Below are 21,493 nucleotides of genomic sequence, written 5' to 3' on the forward strand. Positions count from 1 at the left end.
AGTACCTGGCTACGAACCAGGCGGTCGGAGGTTCGAATCCTCCAGGGCGCACCACATTATTAGAGAAAGCCTCGTTTTTACGAGGCTTTTTTTATGTTCGTTATAAATTTGTTGCAACAATGTTAAATTTGTGATGTTTTTAACTTGTTGTATTTAAAGTAATTCTTGATTGCTTCTTTGTTATTCTACCTTTCTCATATCAATTCTCAGAAAAGCCCCGTTTAAGTCACAGTTTAAATATCTAAAAATGACTCATTTGACAGATTTATGTGATCTGATAGGCGAATAATTAACCTTATGTGTGCGTTATCCGTAACAGAACCTTAAACAAAATTGACAAACTTTTACCAATCGAGATAATCCATGGGTCGGGATCACTATTCGCTGAAATCCTGTACGTATGTCAGGATGACGAAGAAAGGAAGCAACATGACTAATATTGGAAGCCTGCTAGGAGATGCGGCGACTCTAATGATAACGGGGATGTCCGTTGTCTTTATTTTCTTAACTATTCTAGTTTACCTCGTTCGGTTGATGTCAAAACTGGTACCAGAAGAAGTACCGGAGCCGATCGCAGCACCTAAAAAAATTCAAAAATCACAATCAAACCCTTCAGCTGTTAGTCCACAGGTAGTGGCAGCAATTTCGGCCGCGGTTCATCAATACCGTGCGTCTACTGCTAAGTAGCATTTAAAGGATTAAAAAGGAGTTTATGAGCATGTCTAAACCACTAGCTATCACAGATGTGGTACTTCGTGACGCGCACCAGTCACTATTTGCTACTCGTATGCGTATCGAAGATATGCTGCCAATTGCGGCAGAACTGGATAAAGTCGGTTACTGGTCACTTGAGACTTGGGGCGGCGCAACGTTTGATTCGTGCATCCGTTTTCTTGGAGAAGATCCGTGGGAACGTTTACGAGAGCTGAAAAAAGCGATGCCCAACACACCAATGCAGATGCTACTGCGTGGTCAAAATTTATTGGGTTACCGTCACTACGCGGATGATGTAGTAGAAAAGTTTGTTGAACGTGCCCATAGTAACGGCATGGACGTATTCCGTATTTTTGATGCGATGAATGACGTACGTAACTTTGAAACCGCAGTGAAAGCAACGATTGATGTTGGCGGCCACGCTCAAGGTACGTTGTCTTACACAACCAGTCCGGTTCACAACTCAGATACGTGGGTTGATTTGGCTAAGCGCCTAGAGGATCTAGGTTGTCATTCACTATGCATCAAAGACATGTCAGGTTTATTAAAGCCTTATGAAGCGGAAGAGCTAATCACTCGCATCAAAGCGTCTTGTGATGTGCCTCTAGCGCTGCATAGCCACGCGACAACGGGTCTATCAACCGCTACAGCCGTTAAAGCTGTTGAAGCGGGTATTGATATTCTAGACACCGCAATCTCTTCTATGAGCTGTACTTACGGCCATACACCAACCGAAACGGTTGTTGCTATGCTAGAAGGCACAGAGCGCGACACGAATCTCAAACTAGACCAAATCGAACCAATCGCGGCTTACTTCCGTGATGTACGTAAAAAGTATGCGAAATGGGAAGGCCAGCTAAAAGGTGTCGATTCTCGAATCTTGATCGCTCAAGTTCCTGGCGGCATGTTAACCAACATGGAAGGCCAGCTTAAAGAGCAAGGCGCTGCCGATCGCATGGATGAAGTTCTAGAAGAGATCCCACGCGTACGTAAAGAGTTGGGTTACATTCCTTTGGTAACACCTACTTCTCAGATTGTCGGTACTCAAGCGGTTATCAATGTTCTAACGGGTGAGCGCTACAAGAGCATCACTAAAGAGACTGCGGGTCTACTGAAAGGCGAATACGGTCAAGCTCCTGCTGAGGTTGATGCTGAACTGCAAGCGAAAGTGTTAGATGGTGCTGAGCCAATCACGTGTCGTCCTGCTGATTTACTTAAGTCTGAAATGGATACGTTAACGACTGACCTTTTAGAAAAAGCGAAATCAGATGGTATTTCACTCGCTGAAGATACCGTTGATGATGTACTGACGTACGCACTATTCCCACAAGTGGGTCTTAAGTTCCTTAAAAATCGTCACAACCCTGAAGCGTTTGAACCTGTACCAACGGCTGAAGCTGCAACTCCTGTTGCGGCTGCACCACAACCTGCTGCTGGCGGCATTGAGAGCTACAGCGTGAAGGTCGATGGTCAAGTTTATGATGTTGAAGTTGGCCCACAAGGTGAACTGACATCGGTATCTCCATCAGCGAAACCAGCACAAGCGGCTCAAGCAGCACCTGCTGCGGCTTCTGATGCAGAAGCGGTTCCTGCTCCATTAGCCGGCAACATCTTTAAAGTCATCGTTCAGGCGGGTGCTGAAGTGGCCGAAGGTGATGTTCTGCTGATCCTAGAAGCGATGAAAATGGAAACGGAAGTACGAGCTGCTCGCAGTGGTATCGTTCAAGAATTGAATGTTAAAGAAGGCGATGCAGTTACTGTAGGCGCTCCACTACTAAGCTTAGCGTAAGGGAGTACCATGGAAGGATTGATGACCTTATGGTCTGAAACAGGGATTGCTAACTTTGAGTTCGGCCAGATCTGTATGATGTTGGTTGGTTGCTCACTGTTGTTTTTGGCAATTCGCAAAGGGTTTGAACCTTTACTGCTGTTACCTATTGGTTTTGGTGCTGTATTAGCCAATATTCCAAATGCTGGATTCACGGATCCCGGCGGTTTGCTTTACTACGTTTACTACATTGGTATTGAAACTGGCATTTTTCCACTGCTGATCTTTATGGGTGTTGGAGCTATGACGGACTTTGGTGCGTTGATTGCTAACCCTAAAACACTGTGGCTCGGGGCTGCTGCTCAGTTTGGTATATTCGCAACGCTATTTGGCGCGATCTTGCTGAACTATGTACCAGGAATGGAGTTCTCAATGGCAGATGCTTCGTCAATTGCGATCATTGGTGGTGCCGATGGCCCAACCGCGATCTTTTTGGCGAGCAAGCTATCTCCTGATCTATTAGGTGCGATTGCGGTAGCGGCGTATAGCTACATGGCTTTAGTTCCTATTATTCAGCCACCAATCATGAAAGCGTTAACGTCTCCTGAAGAGCGCCAAATTAAGATGGCTCAACTTCGTCATGTAAGCAAAGCTGAGAAGATCCTTTTCCCGCTAGCTGTACTGCTGATGACGATTTTGTTCCTACCTTCAGCAACCCCTCTAGTAGGTATGTTCTGTTTGGGTAACTTAATGCGTGAAGCGGGTGTGGTTGATCGTCTTTCAAAAACAGCCCAAAACGAACTGATTAACGTTGTGACTATTTTCCTTGGCCTAGGTGTTGGCTCTAAGCTTCAAGCAGATACTTTCTTGAATTTAGAGACGCTAGGTATTTTAGGTTTAGGTGCGGTGGCGTTTAGTATTGGTACGGCTGGTGGTGTATTGATGGCGAAGCTGCTGAACCGCTTCTCGAAAGAAGACATTAACCCACTGATTGGCGCAGCTGGTGTATCAGCGGTTCCGATGGCGGCTCGTGTTGTGAATAAGGTTGGACTTGAGGCAAATCCTCAGAACTTCCTGTTGATGCATGCGATGGGTCCGAACGTAGCGGGTGTACTTGGTAGTGCCGTTGCAGCGGGTATCCTATTAGCTCTCGTAGGTTAATGAGTTACTTGGTTATGCTGCTCGTTACGTTAATTGGCCGTCAATTTACGCATGAGCGGTTAACTTCGCCTTATTAAATGGTTTATAGTCAAAGGGATGCTTTCGCATCCCTTTCTTTTTGTTAATTAGGGTGCTTACTCATCAGGGCTTCTATCAATCAAGGAAATGTGGAAATGGAAAATAAACAGATTGCGATTACTCAATTCGGCGGCGTCGAAAACCTTAGTATTCAAACCAGTGCTATTCCTGAGCCAAAGGCCGGAGAAGTGGTGGTTAAAGTTTCCTTTTCAGGCATTAATCCTATTGATGTGAAAACCCGTGCAGGCCTTGGTTGGGCGGCAGCACAAAACAAAGACAACCTTCCTTGGGTTCCTGGTTACGATATTTCAGGGCAAATTGTCACGCTAGGCGAACAGGCAGAGCGTTTTACTGTTGGTGATAACGTAGCTGGCTTTATTGGTTTTCCACTGCAAGGTGGCGGTTATAGCCAGTATGTGTGTGTTCCAGAAGTCGCATTAAGTATGGTCCCAGACTCGGTTGCGTTAGAAGCGGCTGCAGCTTTACCACTCGCTAGCCAAACCGCAGCACAAGCGCTTAACAAAGCGGAAGTGAAAGAGGGCGATCGCGTACTCATCTTAGCGGGCGCCGGCGGCGTTGGTCATCTTGCGGTTCAAATCGCAGTGGCTGCAAAAGCTGAGGTTTACACGACCTGCAGCGAAGCCAACCTTGATTACCTTGCTACGTTAGGCGCTCATGCTATTAACTATCAATTTGCGCCAGCATCGGAAAGAGTCTCTGATGTTGATGTACTGATTGATTTAGTGGGTGGTGATACCGCGCTTGATGCGTTGAAGTGTTTGAAAGATGGTGCGAGAGTGGTAACAGTGCCTACGCTGTCTGCTGAATTAATTTGCGAGAAAGCGACATTATTGGGTTTCACTGCTTCAGGTATGCTCGTTGAGCCAAATCCAGAGCAAATGGACACTATGCTTTACATGGTTAGCGTAGGATTGCTCAAAACAGAAATTCAAACTATCTACCCGTTAGATGAAGCACAGTCGGCGCATCTACAAGTAGAAACCGGACACACCAGAGGCAAGGTACTACTTAAAATGCAAGAAGGTTAATATGCAGTGCTAGAGTTCTTTAATTCTCTTTTTGAAAACATAGCGTTGTGGTTTTCTGACTCGGCGCTGTGGGTGCTCTTCATTAGTGGCTTCTTGAGTGCCACATTGTTACCAGGGGGCTCAGAAGCAAGCCTTGTGGCAGCATTGAGCTTAGATCAGTTCTCAACATCATCAATCATTCTTCTGGCGACACTCGGTAATACTTTAGGCGGGCTGACCAACTATTGGATTGGTTTGTGGCTGCCTAATCGAACTCAATCTGAAAAGCATGGTCATAAGGCTATGGCTTGGCTGAGCCGCTATGGCTATTGGACACTGTTATTCAGTTGGTTGCCGATCATTGGTGACCCTTTGTGCTTAGCCGCGGGTTGGTTAAGAATGAAATTTATTCCTAGCGTTATTTTGATAGCGATTGGCAAAGCCGCTCGCTACAGCTTACTTGCTGCTATCTACTTCGGTTTTTTCTAAGGAGAACCTATGAAAAAGGTTTTACTTGGTACATTTTCTCTTATCGCCATTGCAGGCTGTTCTTACAATGTACCTAGCTCAACACCCTTCTTTTCCTCGTTACCAGAAGGTGTCACTCTGTTAGAAGAGGTTAAGCCTTCTAAAGATAAAGTGGTGATCCCTTACACCAAATATCAGCTTGAAAACGGCCTGACAGTTATTCTTTCCCCTGATGATTCTGATCCTCTTGTGCATGTGGATGTGACCTATCATGTCGGCTCAGCTCGTGAGGAAATAGGCAAGTCGGGCTTTGCTCATTTCTTCGAACACATGATGTTCCAAGGCTCTGAGAACGTCGGTGACCAGCAGCACTTTAAGATCATTACCGAAGCGGGTGGCTCGTTAAACGGCACCACTAACCGTGATCGTACTAACTACTTTGAAACCGTTCCATCTAACCAACTTGAGAAAATGCTGTGGCTGGAATCAGACCGCATGGGCTTCTTGTTGGATGCGGTTTCTCAGAAGAAATTTGAAGTTCAAAGAAGCACGGTTAAGAACGAGCGAGCTCAAAGCTACGAAAACCGTCCTTACGGCTTGATGTGGGAACGCATGGGTGAAGCACTTTACCCTGAAGGTCATCCTTACTCATGGCAACCAATCGGTTATGTGGAAGATCTAGACCGTGTTGATGTGAATGACCTTAAGGCGTTCTTCCTACGTTGGTACGGCCCAAATAATGCGGTACTGACTATCGGTGGTGATATCGACGTTGATGACACGCTAGAGTGGGTTAATCAGTACTTTGGCCCAATCCCTCAAGGTCCGGAAGTTAAGGCTGCTGAGAAGCAACCAGCTGTTCTAGCAGAAGATAAGTACATCACCTTAGAAGACAACGTTCGTCAGCCGATGGTGCTTGTTGGTTGGCCAACAACCTACCGCGGTGAAGATACGCAAGCTTCACTGAATGCGCTGTCTAACGTGTTAGGTTCAGGGACCAACAGTTATCTGTACCAAAACCTCGTAAAAACGCAAAAAGCGGTGAGTGCAGGCTCTTTCCACGATTGTGCTGAGCTCGCTTGTACTATGTATGTCTATGCGATGGGTGACTCAGGTGAAAAGGGGGATTTGACGGTTCTTAATAGAGAACTGATGGAAACCCTAGAACAATTTTCGAAAGGCGGTGTGGAACAAGATCGTCTAGATCAAATTACCGGCATGGCTGAAGCGAATGCGGTGTTTGCACTGCAAAGTGTTAGAGGCAAGGTTTCACAGCTCGCTTCAAATCAAACCTTCTATGGCCAGCCTGATCGTATTGAATCACAACTCGATCAAATCCGAGCTGTTACCCCTGAAAGCGTAAGCAAGGCGTATCAAGGTTTTATCGAAGGTAAGCACAAGGTTACCTTGAGTGTGGTTCCTAAGAAAAAACTCGACTTAGCGGTTCGTGAGGCTACATTTAGCACTCCTGCTCGTACCCTTCCTGAATACAGCAAAGTGACAGAAGAACAATTGGATTTCAGAAAGGCACCGAACACATTTGATCGCAGCGTGATGCCAGAAGTGAACTTTGGTGTTGAAGCGACCATGCCTGAGCTGTATCGCATGCATTTTGCAAATGGTACTGACTTGATTGGTACTGTGACTAGCGAAACGCCGACAGTGCAGCTACAAATTCAACTCCCTGCGGGTGAGCGCTATGTTGGTAAAGGTCAAGAGGGTTTGGCGAACCTAACAGCATCGATGATGGAAGAAGGTTCGACTAAACGAACGGTTGAAGAGTTACAGGCCACCTTAGATAAGCTTGGTAGTAGCGTTAGCATTAGTGCTGGCAGCTATACCACAGACATTTCAGTCTCGACGTTAGAGAAAAACCTGCCTCAAACCTTAGCGATCGTGCAAGAAGTTCTATTTGAGCCTAAGTTTGATGTTCAAGATTTCGAACGCGTTAAGAGTCAGATGTTAGAAGGCGTAGTCTACCAGCATCAACAACCGAGCTGGATGGCTTCTCAAGCAACCCGAGAAGTGTTGTTCGGTAGCAGTATTTTTGGTCGAGCGAGTGATGGCACCAAGGACTCTCTAGAATCGTTAACTCTAGACGATGTAAAACTGTTTTACAGTCAGCACTATACTCCTGAGGGAGCTAATGTTGTTATTGTAGGGGACATCTCGAAGGAAGAGGTTGGAAAGCAGCTTCAGTTCTTTGAAGAATGGCAAGGTGACGCTGCACCACTCACTCGTCCACAGATCATCAAGGAGCTTTCGGGGCAGAACTTGTACTTAGTGGATAAGCCGGGAGCACCACAAAGTATTGTACGCTTAGTTCGTAAAGGGTTACCGTTTGATGCGACCGGTGAATTGTATTTAAGTCAATTGGCTAACTTTAATTTAGCCGGTAACTTCAATAGCCGTATCAACCAGAACCTGCGTGAAGACAAGGCCTACACTTACGGTGCAAGCGGTTACTTTGCGAGTACGCGTGAAACTGGTGCGGTAGTGTTTAGTGCTCAAGTTAGAGCCAATGCGACGGTTCCATCGATTCAAGAGTTTATTGCTGAGCTAAATGAATTTAGTCAGAGTGGATTAACTGACGAAGAGGTGAAATTTATGCGCCTTGCCGTCGGTCAACAAGATGCGCTTAAATACGAAACACCAAGTCAAAAGGCTGGATTGTTGAGTAATATTGTTACGCTGAGCCTTGATGAAGACTACCTACAGCAGCGCAACCAGATAGTAGAAACGGTTTCAAAAGAGACTTTAAATGAGCTCTCGAAGAAATGGTTTGACCCGAATGATTATCAAATAATTGTTGTTGGTGACGCGACTTCGCTGCGCCCTCAATTAGAAAAGTTAGATATTCCAATAGAAGAGCTTGAAATCATTCGTTAGAGTACACATTAAAGGGGGAGGGAAGAGATTCTACTTTTCTCCTCCAACCTAATTTATGATAGTTCTAATAAGAACAATATAAGATAAGTGAACAGAATTTTGACTGATTTTGCTGCGCGACTAAAGCAAGTTGCAACCAACCCTAAGACCTTCTCTCAATTTGGTCGTGGTGTTGAAAGGGAAACATTGCGCTACACGGAAGATGGGCATCTTGCTACTGGGCCGCACCCTAAGGCTTTAGGATCTGCGTTGATGAACGAATGGGTAACGACCGATTTCTCTGAGTCGCTACTGGAGTTTATCACGCCTGTTTCTAACGACGTTCCGACGCTTTTGAATCAGTTGTCTGATATCCATCACTTCACTCAAACCAAGTTAGACGGCGAAAAGCTGTGGCCACTCTCTATGCCTTGTTATGTGGGGAGTGAAGATTACATTCAGCTTGCGCAATACGGTACTTCTAACAACGGTAAGATGAAGACGCTATATCGTGAAGGCCTAAAGCGTCGCTACGGTAGTCTGATGCAGATTATTTCGGGTGTTCACTTCAACTTCTCTTTCCCAGAAAGCTTTTGGGACAGTCTGTTTGGAGAGCAAACCGAAGAAGCGCGTTGCGAAGCTAAATCAGATGCGTACTTCGGTTTGATTCGTAATTACTACCGCTTTGGTTGGTTAATCCCATACTTCTTCGGTGCTTCACCTGCGCTATGTTCTTCTTTTATCAAAGGAAGAGAAACCAACCTACCTTTTGAAAAGGTTGGAGAAACACTGTATCTACCCAAAGCAACGGCATTGCGCTTAAGTGACCTTGGTTACACCAACAGCGCGCAAAGTGTACTGAAGATTGGCTTCAACAGCCTAGACCAATACCTTGAAGGTTTGAATCAAGCGATTCGCACACCATCAGAAGAATTCGCTGAGATTGGCACTAAGGTTGATGGGGAATACCGTCAACTAAATAGCAACGTACTGCAAATTGAGAATGAGCTTTATGCTCCAATCCGTCCTAAGCGTGTGGCGAAAAGTGGTGAGAAACCATCTGAAGCACTGGCTCGTGCTGGCGTTGAGTACATCGAGGTTCGCTCTTTAGACGTAAACCCATTCAGTTCAATTGGTATCAATGAACAGCAAGTTCGCTTCTTAGATTTATTCCTAACGTGGAGCGTGTTATCAGACTCTGCTGAGATGGATAACTGCGAACTTGAATGCTGGCGCGATAACTGGAACAAGGTGATCTTAGAAGGTCGTCAGGTTGGTTTAGAGCTCAAGATTGGTTGTGATGGAGAAAGACTGTCTCTGCAAGACTGGGCTAAAAATGTATTCAAAGATCTTCGAGTTATCGCTGAGTTGATGGATGCTGAGCAAGGTGGTCGTGCATACCAAGAAACGTGCGATACGCTTGAAGCCTGGATTGATAACCCAGAGTTGACCATTTCTGGCCAGTTATTAGAAGAGACCAAGAAATTGGGTGGTTTGGGTAAAGTGGGTTGTGCGTTAGGAAAAACGTATGCTCAACAACACAAGGCACACCAATATAAAGTTTATTCTGCTGAGTTAATGGAAGCGGAAGTTCAACGCTCTGTCATTGCTCAACAGCAAAGTGAAGAAGCGAGCACTCAAGACTTTGATAGTTTCTTAACGGACTATTTTTCATATTTAAAAGCATAGCGAGACTTTGGTGGAAAGGAAGCAAACCTTATTAGGTCAGTCTACTCATGTGGGTGGAAAATGGTTACCTGTTGTGACTGTTGGTATTGTCTCTAGCCTATTGGTTGGATGTGCGACGCCTCCTCCTAAGCAGCAAAATAATATATGCAGCATCTTCAGAGAGCACCCTTCTTGGTATGAAGATGCGGTCGATATGCAAGATGAGTGGGGCACACCGATTAACGTCGCGATGGCTTTTGTTAAACAAGAGAGCAGCTTTCGACATGATGCGCGTCCACCAAAAGATTATATTCTTGGCTTTATACCGTGGGGAAGAGTCAGTAGTGCCTACGGCTATGCACAAGCTCAAGACCCTGCTTGGGAAGACTTTCAAAAAGCGACCAATAATGGTGGTTCGAGAACCAATTTTGATGATGCATTGATGTTCATTGGTTGGTACACCAGCGAGACGCGCCGTCAGTTAGGGATCTCATTATGGGACCCGTATAACCAATATCTGGCTTATCATGAAGGCCGTGGTGGCTATAAGCGCAAATCATACAACAGCAAACCATCGTTGATTAAGGTGGCTAGCAAAGTCGAACAGCAAGCAAAAGATTATGGATGGCAACTTAAACAGTGCCGAAAAGAACTAGAAGACAATCGAAGTTGGTTTTTTTAAAGCCAATCGTCATGGAGAATAGCAATGCCTTTATTAGATAGTTTTACTGTTGATCACACGCGCATGAACGCACCTGCAGTTCGTGTTGCTAAAACAATGCAAACCCCAAAAGGGGATACCATTACGGTATTTGACCTGCGTTTTACTGCGCCAAACAAAGATATCCTATCTGAGAGAGGTATTCATACTCTCGAGCACCTATACGCTGGGTTCATGCGTGCTCACCTCAATGGCTCTGCGGTTGAGATCATTGATATTTCGCCTATGGGTTGTCGTACCGGTTTCTATATGAGCTTGATTGGTACGCCTTCAGAGCAGCAAGTGGCTGAAGCTTGGTTAGCGGCTATGCAAGACGTACTGAAAGTTGAGAACCAGAATAAGATTCCTGAGTTGAACGAATACCAGTGTGGTACTGCGGCAATGCATTCCTTAGATGAAGCTAAAGAGATTGCGAATGCAATCATCGCTACCGGTATTTCAGTAAACAAAAATGATGAACTGGCATTGCCAGAGTCGATGCTTCAAGAGCTTAAAATCGACTAATCACTTTTCTTTACTTTAGATGCGCTTCACTCTAGATACATTTCAATCTAGAGGCAGAGCGAGTTAGATACTAAAAGGCCCGGTTCAATGAACCGGGCCTTTTATTGTAGAAGGACTTAGTTGGTAACTCAGTTGGTTATACCAATCGTAGTAAATAACTGGTCACCCTAGCTTGCTAAAACGCTCGATAACTGCGTTAGAATTTTTGATTGTAGAATAACTACTTATCGAAAAATTCTGCCTTGTTCTCAAGCCTTTTCCCTACGCTATTTTTGATCACTTACTTACTGTGATTGGTATTACTCTCATCTAATGAGTCGCCTCTATCCGTTTACGATCTGCGGAAACACACGCACAAGCTTAATGCGATTCTCTTCGAGCTCAACAATTTCCATTGGATGGCTGGCAACCTGAACACTCAGGTGACTCTCTGGAATATCTTCAAGATGCTCCAGTATCAAACCATTAAGTGTTCTTGGTCCATCGGTAGGTAGTGCCCACTGCAAACCTTTGTTGATATCTCGGATATTAGCGCTGCCTTCAATCAAGAAGCTACCATCGCTTTGCGGTGTAATCTCTTCAGATAAACTTGGTGCGATTGAAGTCGTAAATTCGCCCACGATCTCTTCGAGAATATCTTCGAGGGTAACCAAACCGTTAATATCGCCATACTCATCAACAATCAAACCGATACGCTGTTTGTTGCGTTGGAATTTAAGCAGTTGGGTGTTAAGCGGTGTCGCTTCCGGAATAAAGTAGATCTCATCTGCAGCACGCAGCAGTGTCTCTTTATTGAATTCGTTCTTTTCGAGCATCAAGCGATAAGCTTCACGTAGCCTCAGCATGCCAACCACTTCATCTATCTGATCACGGTACAACACGATGCGACCATGAGGTGAATGAGTGAGCTGACGCACGATCGATTTCCAATCATCATTGATGTCGATGCCGGTGATCTCGTTACGTGGCACCATTATGTCATTCACGGTGACGTGTTCTAAATCGAGAATAGACACCAACATATCTTGGTGACGCTGTGGTATTAAGCTACCCGCTTCATTTACTACGGTTCTGAGTTCTTCTGAGCTTAGATGATCGGTTGCATCATGGTTAGCTTTAACGCCTAAGATACGAATGAAGCCATTGGTAATAAAGTTGACCAAGATAACCAATGGAGATAGCACCTTCATCAGTATTATTAATAGAATACTGCTGGCGTAAGAAACTCGTTCAGGGAAAAGAGAAGCAATGGTTTTTGGTGTAACCTCAGCAAACACGAGGATCACCAGGGTCAGGGCTCCGGTTGCGATTGCAACGCCGATATCTCCGTAGATACGCATACCAAGAATAGTCGCGATCGCGGATGCAAGAATATTGACGAGATTGTTGCCAATGAGAATAAGGCCAATCAATCTGTCTGGGCGACTTAGAAGTTTTTCTACACGTTTGGCACCTTTATGACCCGTATTGGCCAAGTGCTTTAAACGGTAGCGGTTCAAGGACATCATGCCCGTTTCGGAACCAGAGAAATAACCAGAAATTACAATGAGACACGCGAGTAGCGCAAATAAGATACCCGTTGATATGTCGTCCAAAACTATTCTTTTCCTTGTTGTGTATCTTGATTAATTTATGACCGAACATGGTCGAGATGTCAATTGAATGTATCGTACTCAATATTTTAAAGGCAAGGTGTGAGAGCTTGCCTTCATTATACAGACTAATTCAGGATTATTTCCTGAACGAAGCGGCTACCGAAGTAAGCTAGTGTGAGCATGGTGGCACCCGCAAGGGCAAACCATGTGACTTTTTGCCCACGCCAACCTTTCTGATAGTGACCCCAAAGAAGGATGGAATAGATAACCCAAGCTATAAAAGACAATACTGCTTTATGTGCTTTACCTTGAGCAAACATATCTTGTACGAAGATAAGTCCAGTTAATAAAGTACCTGTTAACAAACCATTACCGATTAAAATGATCTTGAAAAGCTGTCTTTCCACCATCATTAAAGGAGGTAGGTTAGGGTTTATCACTAAGGCTTTTTTCTTTTTAAGTTTGTGATCTAGCCACGCGAGTTGCATAGCGTATAGCGCACCGATGGTAAGTGTCGCGTATGAGAACAGAGCTAAAGATATGTGTAGCAACAGCTTTGGGTCATTCTCTAAGTGTTTGATGAAGGTGCTAGGAAGAAAAGTGGCAGCCATTAGATTTAGAGCAGCGAAGCTATAAACAACAGGTAAGATGAACCACAAACGTGTTTTGAGCATAGCACCGCTCATGACCACAGATATGATTAAACTGATTAAAGAAGCAACGTTTAAGATACTGAGGTTTTGACCACTGGCATTAAAGATTAAATCGCCAAGCAACCAAGCATGGAAAGCTAAAGCAAGTAATGCGCTGATAAACACCGTTTTTACACGGATTCCTGTTTGGTGCACGAGACCTGGAATGATCGTGAAAATCGCCATTGTATAAAGAAAGGCTGCTGCGATCGCAATAAGACTGTCCATGGTATCCATTTAAATGATTACTAATTGGCGAATTATACCTCGCATCGCTCTTTGGGGCTATGGTGAACCTCATTCAATTCCAAGTGAATAATGTCTCACATCACATGCGTGGATGATTAACGCTCCACAACGGGTATGACTCTAATCCGCGCTAATGTATACTCACAGTAATAGTCGCAGTTTTGAGCGAAGAGAAAACTATGTTTGATAATTTAACGGATCGTCTATCCAAAACGCTGAAAAACATCAGCGGTAAAGGTCGCCTGACCGAAGACAATATTAAAGAGACGCTGCGTGAAGTACGTATGGCGCTACTTGAAGCCGACGTTGCACTGCCAGTTGTCCGCGATTTTGTTAAGCGCGTTAAAGAAGGCGCTGTAGGTGTTGAGGTTTCTAAATCTCTCACACCGGGTCAAGAATTCATTAAGATCGTTCAAGCTGAACTTGAAGCTGTGATGGGGGAGTCTAACGAGGCTCTTGACCTAGCAGCACAACCGCCAGCCGTTATCTTAATGGCGGGTCTACAAGGTGCGGGTAAAACCACATCGGTAGGTAAGCTATCTAAGCTCCTGACTGAGCGTGATAAGAAGAAAGTTTTGGTTGTGTCTGCCGACGTTTACCGTCCAGCCGCGATCAAACAGCTTGAAACCTTAGCAAGCGATGTGGGTGTCGACTTCTTCCCATCTTCAGCTGACCAAAAGCCTCTTGATATTGCAAACGCTGCAATCGACCACGCGAAGAAGAAATTCTACGACGTGCTAATTGTCGATACTGCCGGTCGTTTGGCTATCGATGAAGAGATGATGGGTGAAATCAAAGAGCTTCATACTGCCATTAAACCAGTAGAGACGCTGTTCGTTGTTGATGCTATGACAGGTCAAGATGCTGCGAATACTGCAAAAGCCTTTGGCGATACGCTACCACTAACCGGTGTTATCTTAACGAAAGTGGATGGTGACGCGCGTGGTGGTGCTGCACTGTCTGTTCGTCACATCACAGGTAAGCCGATTAAATTCTTAGGTGTTGGTGAGAAAACTGACGCACTAGAACCATTCCACCCAGATCGTGTTGCTTCTCGTATCCTTGGTATGGGCGACGTACTGTCTCTTATTGAAGACCTACAGAAAAACGTTGATACCGAGAAAGCAGAGAAACTGGCTAAGAAGTTCAAAGAGAAGAAAGGCTTTGACCTTGAAGACTTCCGTGAGCAACTTGGTCAGATGAAAAACATGGGCGGCATGATGGGCATGATGGATAAGCTTCCAGGCATGTCTCAGCTACCAGACAACGTTAAAGATAAAGTTGATGACAAGATGTTCAAGCAAATGGAAGCGATCATCAACTCTATGACAATGAAAGAGCGTCAGCGCCCAGACCTAATCAAAGGCTCACGCAAAAAGCGTATTGCTGCAGGTTCTGGTACGCAAGTACAAGATGTAAACCGTATGCTTAAACAGTTCACTCAAATGCAGAAGATGATGAAGAAAATGCAGAAAGGTGGAATGAAAGGCATGATGCGCAACATGCAAGGCATGATGGGCGGCGGTGGAGGTATGGGCGGAATGGGTGGTGGTTTTAACCCGTTTGGCCGATAATCTACAAATGTAAGCTTTAGCTACGTTACTTTTCATAGTGTTAGCCGTGTCACAGAAAGTGAGCGGTGGCTATGTTGGTGAAAAAATAGCTAAAGCCCTTGCATTGCCCCGGAATAAGAGTAAAATTCCGGGGCTTTAATTTGGCACGAGACCCCAAGCTATTTACTTATACTTGGGGTTAATTATTTTATTAAGAAAGCAAAGAGGACGACATGGTAACCATTCGTTTGGCACGTCACGGTGCAAAGAAGCGCCCATTTTATCAAATCGTAGTTGCGGATAGCCGTAACTCTGTAACTGGCCGTTTCATCGAGAAAGTAGGTTTCTTTAACCCTACTGCTCAAGGTCAAGAAGAAGGTCTACGTCTAGACCTAGATCGTGTTAACCACTGGGTTGGTCAAGGCGCATCTCTATCTGACCGCGTAGCTAAGCTAGTTAAAGACGCTCAAAAAGCGGCTTAATTCTTTTTTAAAAAGAGAAATAGCTTATGTCGATGAAGGGTAAAGAAACGATGAGCGAGCAAAACGAAAGAATTGTTATGGGTAAACTTGGGTCTACCTATGGTATTCGTGGCTGGCTTAAAGTTTTCTCCTACACAGACAATGCTGAAAGCATATTTGATTACAGTCCTTGGTATTTAAAGCTAAAGGGCGAGTGGGTTGAGTATAAAGTTGAAAGCTGGAAACGTCATGGTCAAGGCTATGTATGTAAGCTAGCGGGATTAGATGTACGTGAAGACGCGCAACTGATGACCAACTTTGAAATTGCTATTGACCCTGCTTCATTACCTGAATTGTCAGAAGATGAATTCTACTGGCGCGAATTGTTCGGTATGCAAGTTTTTACCACTAAAGGTTACAACCTTGGTGAGGTCACTGACCTATTAGAAACTGGCTCGAACGATGTTCTAGTAATCAAAGCAAATCTTAAAGATGCTTTTGGCCAAAAGGAACGGTTAATCCCGTACCTTGAAGAGCAAGTGCTCAAGAAAGTTGATCGCGAAGCTCGCCGGATCGAAGTTGACTGGGATCCTGGATTCTAACTCCAAATTACAGAGCGAGAGAACACATGTGGGTTGGCATTATTAGCCTTTTTCCTGAAATGTTCCGTTCTGTTACTGATTTTGGAGTAACAGGTCAAGCGGTTAAAAAAGGTCTTTTATCTATTGAGACATGGAATCCTCGTGATTTCACTCATGATAAACATCGCACTGTTGATGACAGACCTTACGGTGGTGGTCCTGGCATGTTAATGATGGTTCAGCCTTTGCGCGATGCTATCCAAACAGCCAAACAGGCAGCACCGGGAAAGACGAAGGTTATCTACCTTTCACCTCAAGGTCGTAAACTCGATCAGCAAGGTGTTGAAGAGCTGGCAACAAACGAGAACTTGCTTCTTATTTGTGGTCGCTATGAAGGGGTAGATGAGCGCATCATTCAATCTGAAGTCGACGAAGAATGGTCGATTGGAGATTTTGTGATGACGGGTGGCGAGTTGCCAGCCATGACGTTGATTGATTCAGTATCTCGGTTTGTTCCGGGTGTACTTGGAGATTTCGCATCAGCAGAAGAAGATTCTTTTGCAAATGGTTTGCTAGATTGTCCCCATTATACGCGCCCTGAGGTGCTAGACGATAAAGATGTGCCATCGGTACTCAAGTCTGGAAACCATAAGGACATTCGTCGCTGGCGATTGAAACAATCGTTGGGCCGAACTTGGCTAAGAAGACCAGAACTCCTGGAAAACCTAGCTCTGACTGACGAACAGGAACAATTACTGGCTGAATTCATTAAAGAGCAACGCTCTTAACGAAAAGCAAGCAGTAACCTATTAAATTTAGTATCAGTTTATTCTAGGAATTTATACAAATGAGCAACATCATCAAGGCTCTTGAAGAAGAGCAACTAAAATCAGACCTTCCTAAATTCGCACCAGGTGACACTGTTGTAGTTAAGGTTAAGGTAAAAGAAGGTGACCGTGAGCGTCTACAGGCTTTCGAAGGCGTTGTAATCGCTATTCGTAACCGTGGTCTACACTCTGCATTCACAGTTCGTAAGATCTCGAACGGTGAAGGCGTAGAGCGTGCGTTCCAAACTCACTCTCCAATGGTTGATAGCATCGAAGTTAAACGCCGTGGTGCAGTACGTCGTGCCAAGTTGTACTACCTACGTGAGCGTTCTGGTAAGTCAGCTCGTATTAAAGAGAAGCTTACTAAGAAGTAATTCTTTTTGCATTCTATCGATAAAAGCGGAGCCATTTGGCTCCGCTTTTTTGTGTCTGCTATTTAGAGTCTCACAGGTAAGAGATCCCCAACTCGCTCGTTCCTCACTCTGAGGATGACGAATGACAAGCCTTGATACCGTGATACCTTGATAGGCTGTCGAACCGCTGAGGGAGTTTTTGAATCAACCAGAGCTGTCATTCCCTAGACTGACGAAGGAAGGAGTAGGGAATCCCCATTAGTGCCGTGTTATAGGCAATAAAAAAGGATTGCCGTAAAACGCCAACCCTTCAAAATTTACTCGCTACTCGCTACTCGCTACTCGCTACTCGCTACTCGCTACTCGCTACTCGCGCCTAGTGTGGGTCTTCCGACCAACCATCGCTATCCGACATGTCTGGAGCACCAGCGATGCTGTTCTCTTCGTCAGCCCATTCCCCGAAATCAATCATCTGACATTGCTTGCTGCAAAACGGGCGGTGCGGGCTTTGTTCGCCCCATTCAACGTCAGTGTTACATTGAGGGCATTTAACGATGGTGATTTTCTTCGACATAGTGATTCTTAATTTGAAGGTGTAATAATAGTGAGTTTAGGCTCGAGTGAGGACTCAAGCCAAACAATAAAGGAAATGAATTAGCTGCAGATAGCCAACTCAAATTCAATATCTTGAGTACAGGCTTGCCCAGTTTCAAAGCTCATAAATTTAATAGCGAAACGGTTTTTATGTCCCGAGATCATCGGGTAGGCACCGTACTGCATTGGAATTGAAAGGCGAAGGATATTCGCTTCATCAGCATCGCTTTGGAAGAAACCTGTACGAGCGATCTGATCCTTAAAGTGACCAGTCTCTCTGGTGAGCTTCAACCATAGTGTTAGTGCTTCATACAGAGGCTGTAGGCTATCCATCCATGTCTCAGCATCTCTAACTCTCTTATCAAGAGGAAGATGAAGCCAATAATGTAGAGCCGGTAAATCAAAGCAACATGAGCCACCTGGCAAGTTAAAGCGTTGACGAATGGCGCTAAGGAAGCGGTCCTCTTTTAATGATTGCCCAAAACGTTCCGCCTGCATCAGTTCACGATAGATATGACTAATATCATTGAGCAATGATGTCAGCATCTCTTGATCGACACCTTCAACATCTAACCAACTTTTATAGGTTACACGCTGTTTCTCAATATCTTTTGCGAGTTCGCTCTTAAGTTGTATCTGTTCGAATATTTCAATCAGATCAAAGATAGAACGGAAAAAGAGTTGATACTGTTGAGCATCGGAAAATGCAGAAGACAAGTGTAACTGCCTCAAGAGTGATTCAACTCTTAAGTAGATGCGTGTTTTCTCATTTAGAGGATGTTCAAATTTATGGGTGATCATCGAGCAAACCTTCATTCAACATTGTTCTATTCTGACCCATCTACTGCACTGATTGCCAGATACTTTTGATGTAAATCTGTGATTTGAGGCAAAAGTTCTTGGTTTTTAGTATGGTTTTTAATCACGTCATCTGCAACTGCTAAGCGCTGTTCTCTTGATGCCTGTGATTTTAAAATTGATTTAACTTGTTCCCTAGAAACATTATCGCGACTCATCGTACGTTCTATTTGCACTTCTACCGGCACATCAACGATTAATACGCGATCGGTCATGCCTTGCATTTGGTTTTCAACCAATAGCGGTGCGACTAATAAACCATATGGGGATGTGATTTTAGACAGGTCACTGTCAATTTTGTCGCGGATCATAGGGTGAAGCAGTTCATTGAGCCATTGTTTCTCTGTGGGATCAGAAAAGATCACTTCGCGCAGTTTAGCTCGGTTTAGCGCTCCATCTTCGAGCAATACCTCTTCACCAAAATGAGTCGCAATCTGTTTTAGACCTTCACTGCCCAACGCCACCACTTCACGTGCCACGATATCAGCATCGACAATATCAATGTGAAAATGTTCGCTGAAGAGATTAGCTACCGTCGTTTTACCACTGGCGATCCCACCGCTTAATCCGATAATGATTGCCATGATTAAATCCCTAGTACAGAAGTGAAATACCAACCCATGATGTCATTGCCCCACATCAAACTTACCCAACCCGCAATCGCCAGGTAAGGTCCAAATGGGAACGCTTTATCTATGCCTTGCTGTTTCAAGCGAAGTTGAATCAAGCCGAAAACCAAACCAACCAGCGACGACAAAAGAATGATCATTGGTAGGTGTTGCCAGCCAAGCCATGCACCTAATGCGGCTAGGAGTTTGAAGTCTCCATATCCCATGCCTTCTTTGCCTGTTAGTAGCTTGAACAACCAATAAACAGACCACAAAGCTAGGTAGCCGGCCATTGCGCCAACTACGGAATCTTGAAGCGATACTGGGCTGATGTTAAACAGTGCTAACGCGATACCAGACCAAACCAAAGGTAAGGTGATTTGATCAGGTAACAGCATGGTATCTAGGTCGATAAAGGTTGCGGCAATCAATGCAAAGGTGAAAAAAATCAAAGCAATGGCGTAGTAACTGAAACCAAAGTGGCTAGCCACTACGGTGCATAGTATTGCAGTCAGCAGTTCGACCAATGGATAGCGAGCACTGATTGGGTTAGCACAGCTATGACACTTACCTTTCAAGAACAACCAGCTTAATACTGGAACATTGTCGACGATTCTTAATTGGGTTTTACATTTCGGGCAAGCCGAACGAGGGATACTGAGATTGAACTTCCCCTCTGGCGCTGGAATTTTATATTGAGAGAAATACTCCGAGCACTCTTGTTGCCACTCTCGTTCCATCATAATCGGTAAACGGTGTATGACTACGTTGAGGAAACTGCCAATAAGAAGGCTAAAAATGAAAGCTAATACGGGGAATAGCCAAGGATAGTAGTGAAATACTTCCATAGTGTCCTTTACCACTTAATCAATACAAGCAGTGGTTCTCTGCTTGAGGGGTGTTTGGTTGCTTTTAGCTATCCTAACACACTCATAAGATTAAAGATCGGTAAGTACATCGCGACAACCAGTCCACCAATAGCGGTGCCTAAAAATACGATGATCAGTGGCTCTAGAATCTTACCTAAATTATCGACGGTGTTGTCGACTTCAAATTCATAAATTGATGCGATTTTATTGAGCATGTCATCAAGGTTGCCGGACTCTTCTCCTATCATGACCATCTGTAAAACCATCTCAGGAAAGGCATCGGTATTGCGCATCGCGATATACATCGGCATGCCAGCGGCAGTTTCACGATGAACCTCGATGATGGCCGATTCATAATGCAAGTTACCAGCGGTTTTGGCTGTGGTCTTCAGGCTGGTTAAAATAGGAATCCCTGAACTAAAACTGGTTGATAAGGTTCGGCTGAATTTGGCGATTGAGGCTTTGGCCAATACTCCGCCAAGAATAGGGAATCGCAAGCCTAGACGGCTGAATGATAAACGAATGGAATAAGACCGTTGACGAAGTTGGTAGGTAAATAATGTGACTAACCCTATGCCAACGGCAGCATAAAGACTGTAAGCCTGTACCCAATGCGAAAGGGAGAGTACTTGTTGAGTAAACCAAGGGAGATCTGCCCCGAAGCCTGAAAACATCGATTCAAATTCAGGAATGACCATGGTGAGCATTAAGTAAGAGACAGTCAAAGCGACAGCGACCACCATTGTGGGGTAAATCAGTGCTTTTATGACCTTAGACTTTAGCTGCTCACTCTTTTCTCTATAGGTTGCTAAGCGCTCAAAGACTTGCGCTAGGTTTCCGGAAAGCTCGCCAGTAGCGACTAAGTCGGTGTACAGGTCGTCAAAGTGAGAGCTTGCCGTCCGCATCGCTTTTGATATAGGGGTTCCCGCTTCGACACCTCGACAGATGTGCAATAGAATTGATTTCATTTCAGCTTTACGGTGATTGTCTGACACTAGCTTAATGGCCTGAACGATAGGCACGCCAGTGGCAAGCATGGTCGCAAGTTGTCGAGTCAAAATGGTGATGTCTTTGGCTTTGACTCGGTGTGTTAAACGAGTGACTGCTGAGATGCTTTTCTTTTTGATTTTCTTAATCTGAATATGCTGATCTTTGAGCTTTTCTCGTACTTCTAATTCAGCGAGTGCCAAGGTTTGCCCTGACACCTTTTTGCCTGAGCTATTTATGCCTTTCCAGTGGTAGTTTTTTAATTGTGACTGCAGTTTAGTGCTCATG

General features: G+C 44.7%; 21 protein-coding genes. 14 read left to right on the forward strand and 7 right to left on the reverse strand.

What is annotated here, in order from left to right; genetic code table 11:
• The first annotated feature begins 429 nt into the window (after positions 1–429).
• From ACED60_RS03125 to luxS, 9 genes are all read left to right on the forward strand, one after another.
• Entirely contained in the window at positions 430–687 is a 258-nt protein-coding gene (locus tag ACED60_RS03125) for an oxaloacetate decarboxylase subunit gamma (RefSeq protein ID WP_004741884.1), read from the forward strand.
• 31 nt (positions 688–718) lie between these two features.
• Positions 719–2,503: a sodium-extruding oxaloacetate decarboxylase subunit alpha gene (gene oadA, locus ACED60_RS03130; RefSeq protein WP_041472906.1), complete on the forward strand. Its 1,785-nt coding sequence runs from the start codon at positions 719–721 to the stop codon at positions 2,501–2,503.
• A gap of 9 nt (positions 2,504–2,512) precedes the next feature.
• The gene (locus tag ACED60_RS03135; protein ID WP_009847617.1) at positions 2,513–3,643 is read left to right on the forward strand and encodes a sodium ion-translocating decarboxylase subunit beta; all 1,131 of its coding nucleotides are present in this window, start codon (positions 2,513–2,515) and stop codon (positions 3,641–3,643) included.
• 173 nt (positions 3,644–3,816) lie between these two features.
• Positions 3,817–4,770 carry an NADP-dependent oxidoreductase gene (locus tag ACED60_RS03140; protein ID WP_029223082.1) on the forward strand — a complete coding sequence of 318 codons (954 nt, stop codon included), beginning with the start codon at positions 3,817–3,819 and terminating at the stop codon, positions 4,768–4,770.
• A gap of 6 nt (positions 4,771–4,776) precedes the next feature.
• On the forward strand, positions 4,777–5,238 hold the full coding sequence (locus tag ACED60_RS03145) for a YqaA family protein (protein ID WP_004735497.1): 462 nt from the start codon (positions 4,777–4,779) through the stop codon (positions 5,236–5,238).
• 9 nt (positions 5,239–5,247) lie between these two features.
• A complete protein-coding gene (locus ACED60_RS03150; RefSeq protein WP_371726924.1) occupies positions 5,248–8,106 on the forward strand; it encodes a M16 family metallopeptidase in 2,859 nt (952 codons plus the stop codon).
• A gap of 99 nt (positions 8,107–8,205) precedes the next feature.
• Complete coding sequence (gene gshA / locus ACED60_RS03155; protein WP_009847614.1) at positions 8,206–9,774, forward strand: glutamate--cysteine ligase; 1,569 nt, start codon at positions 8,206–8,208, stop codon at positions 9,772–9,774.
• Between the two features lie 10 nt (positions 9,775–9,784).
• A complete protein-coding gene (locus ACED60_RS03160; protein WP_371726925.1) occupies positions 9,785–10,435 on the forward strand; it encodes a hypothetical protein in 651 nt (216 codons plus the stop codon).
• A 24-nt stretch (positions 10,436–10,459) separates the two neighbouring features.
• Entirely contained in the window at positions 10,460–10,978 is a 519-nt protein-coding gene (gene luxS, locus ACED60_RS03165; protein ID WP_009847612.1) for an S-ribosylhomocysteine lyase, read from the forward strand.
• Between the two features lie 323 nt (positions 10,979–11,301).
• On the opposite strand, the gene ACED60_RS03170 is transcribed toward luxS, so the two are convergent.
• Both ACED60_RS03170 and ACED60_RS03175 read right to left on the reverse strand, forming a co-directional pair.
• The gene (locus tag ACED60_RS03170; protein ID WP_009847611.1) at positions 11,302–12,573 is read right to left on the reverse strand and encodes an HlyC/CorC family transporter; all 1,272 of its coding nucleotides are present in this window, start codon (positions 12,571–12,573) and stop codon (positions 11,302–11,304) included.
• Positions 12,574–12,698: 125 nt separating this feature from the next.
• Entirely contained in the window at positions 12,699–13,493 is a 795-nt protein-coding gene (locus ACED60_RS03175; protein WP_065678058.1) for an inner membrane protein YpjD, read from the reverse strand.
• 200 nt (positions 13,494–13,693) lie between these two features.
• On the opposite strand from ACED60_RS03175, the gene ffh reads away from it, so the two are divergent.
• From ffh to rplS, 5 genes are all read left to right on the forward strand, one after another.
• Positions 13,694–15,088, forward strand: coding sequence for a signal recognition particle protein (gene ffh, locus ACED60_RS03180; protein WP_004735506.1), 1,395 nt, complete (start codon positions 13,694–13,696; stop codon positions 15,086–15,088).
• Between the two features lie 212 nt (positions 15,089–15,300).
• Positions 15,301–15,549, forward strand: coding sequence for a 30S ribosomal protein S16 (rpsP, locus tag ACED60_RS03185; protein WP_004735508.1), 249 nt, complete (start codon positions 15,301–15,303; stop codon positions 15,547–15,549).
• 26 nt (positions 15,550–15,575) lie between these two features.
• Entirely contained in the window at positions 15,576–16,130 is a 555-nt protein-coding gene (rimM, locus tag ACED60_RS03190) for a ribosome maturation factor RimM (protein WP_371726926.1), read from the forward strand.
• Positions 16,131–16,156: 26 nt separating this feature from the next.
• Positions 16,157–16,897 (forward strand): tRNA (guanosine(37)-N1)-methyltransferase TrmD, encoded by a 741-nt coding sequence (trmD, locus tag ACED60_RS03195; RefSeq protein ID WP_009847608.1) that lies wholly within the window; start codon positions 16,157–16,159, stop codon positions 16,895–16,897.
• A gap of 59 nt (positions 16,898–16,956) precedes the next feature.
• Positions 16,957–17,310 (forward strand): 50S ribosomal protein L19, encoded by a 354-nt coding sequence (rplS, locus tag ACED60_RS03200; RefSeq protein WP_009847607.1) that lies wholly within the window; start codon positions 16,957–16,959, stop codon positions 17,308–17,310.
• 355 nt (positions 17,311–17,665) lie between these two features.
• On the opposite strand, the gene yacG is transcribed toward rplS, so the two are convergent.
• The 5 genes from yacG to ACED60_RS03225 form a co-directional block, all read right to left on the reverse strand.
• Positions 17,666–17,863, reverse strand: coding sequence for a DNA gyrase inhibitor YacG (yacG, locus tag ACED60_RS03205; RefSeq protein WP_017056605.1), 198 nt, complete (start codon positions 17,861–17,863; stop codon positions 17,666–17,668).
• Positions 17,864–17,943: 80 nt separating this feature from the next.
• Entirely contained in the window at positions 17,944–18,684 is a 741-nt protein-coding gene (gene zapD / locus ACED60_RS03210; RefSeq protein WP_012604748.1) for a cell division protein ZapD, read from the reverse strand.
• A 26-nt stretch (positions 18,685–18,710) separates the two neighbouring features.
• Positions 18,711–19,325, reverse strand: a complete 615-nt coding sequence (coaE, locus tag ACED60_RS03215; protein ID WP_017097339.1) for a dephospho-CoA kinase — start codon at positions 19,323–19,325, stop codon at positions 18,711–18,713.
• Between the two features lie 2 nt (positions 19,326–19,327).
• A complete protein-coding gene (locus tag ACED60_RS03220; protein WP_086048774.1) occupies positions 19,328–20,197 on the reverse strand; it encodes an A24 family peptidase in 870 nt (289 codons plus the stop codon).
• 68 nt (positions 20,198–20,265) lie between these two features.
• Positions 20,266–21,492: a type II secretion system F family protein gene (locus ACED60_RS03225; protein ID WP_371707410.1), complete on the reverse strand. Its 1,227-nt coding sequence runs from the start codon at positions 21,490–21,492 to the stop codon at positions 20,266–20,268.
• Between the last annotated feature and the right edge of the window lies 1 nt (position 21,493).

Source organism: Vibrio sp. 1F279 (assembly GCF_041439815.1).
In the GTDB taxonomy this organism is placed as follows: Bacteria; Pseudomonadota; Gammaproteobacteria; order Enterobacterales; family Vibrionaceae; genus Vibrio; species Vibrio tasmaniensis_A.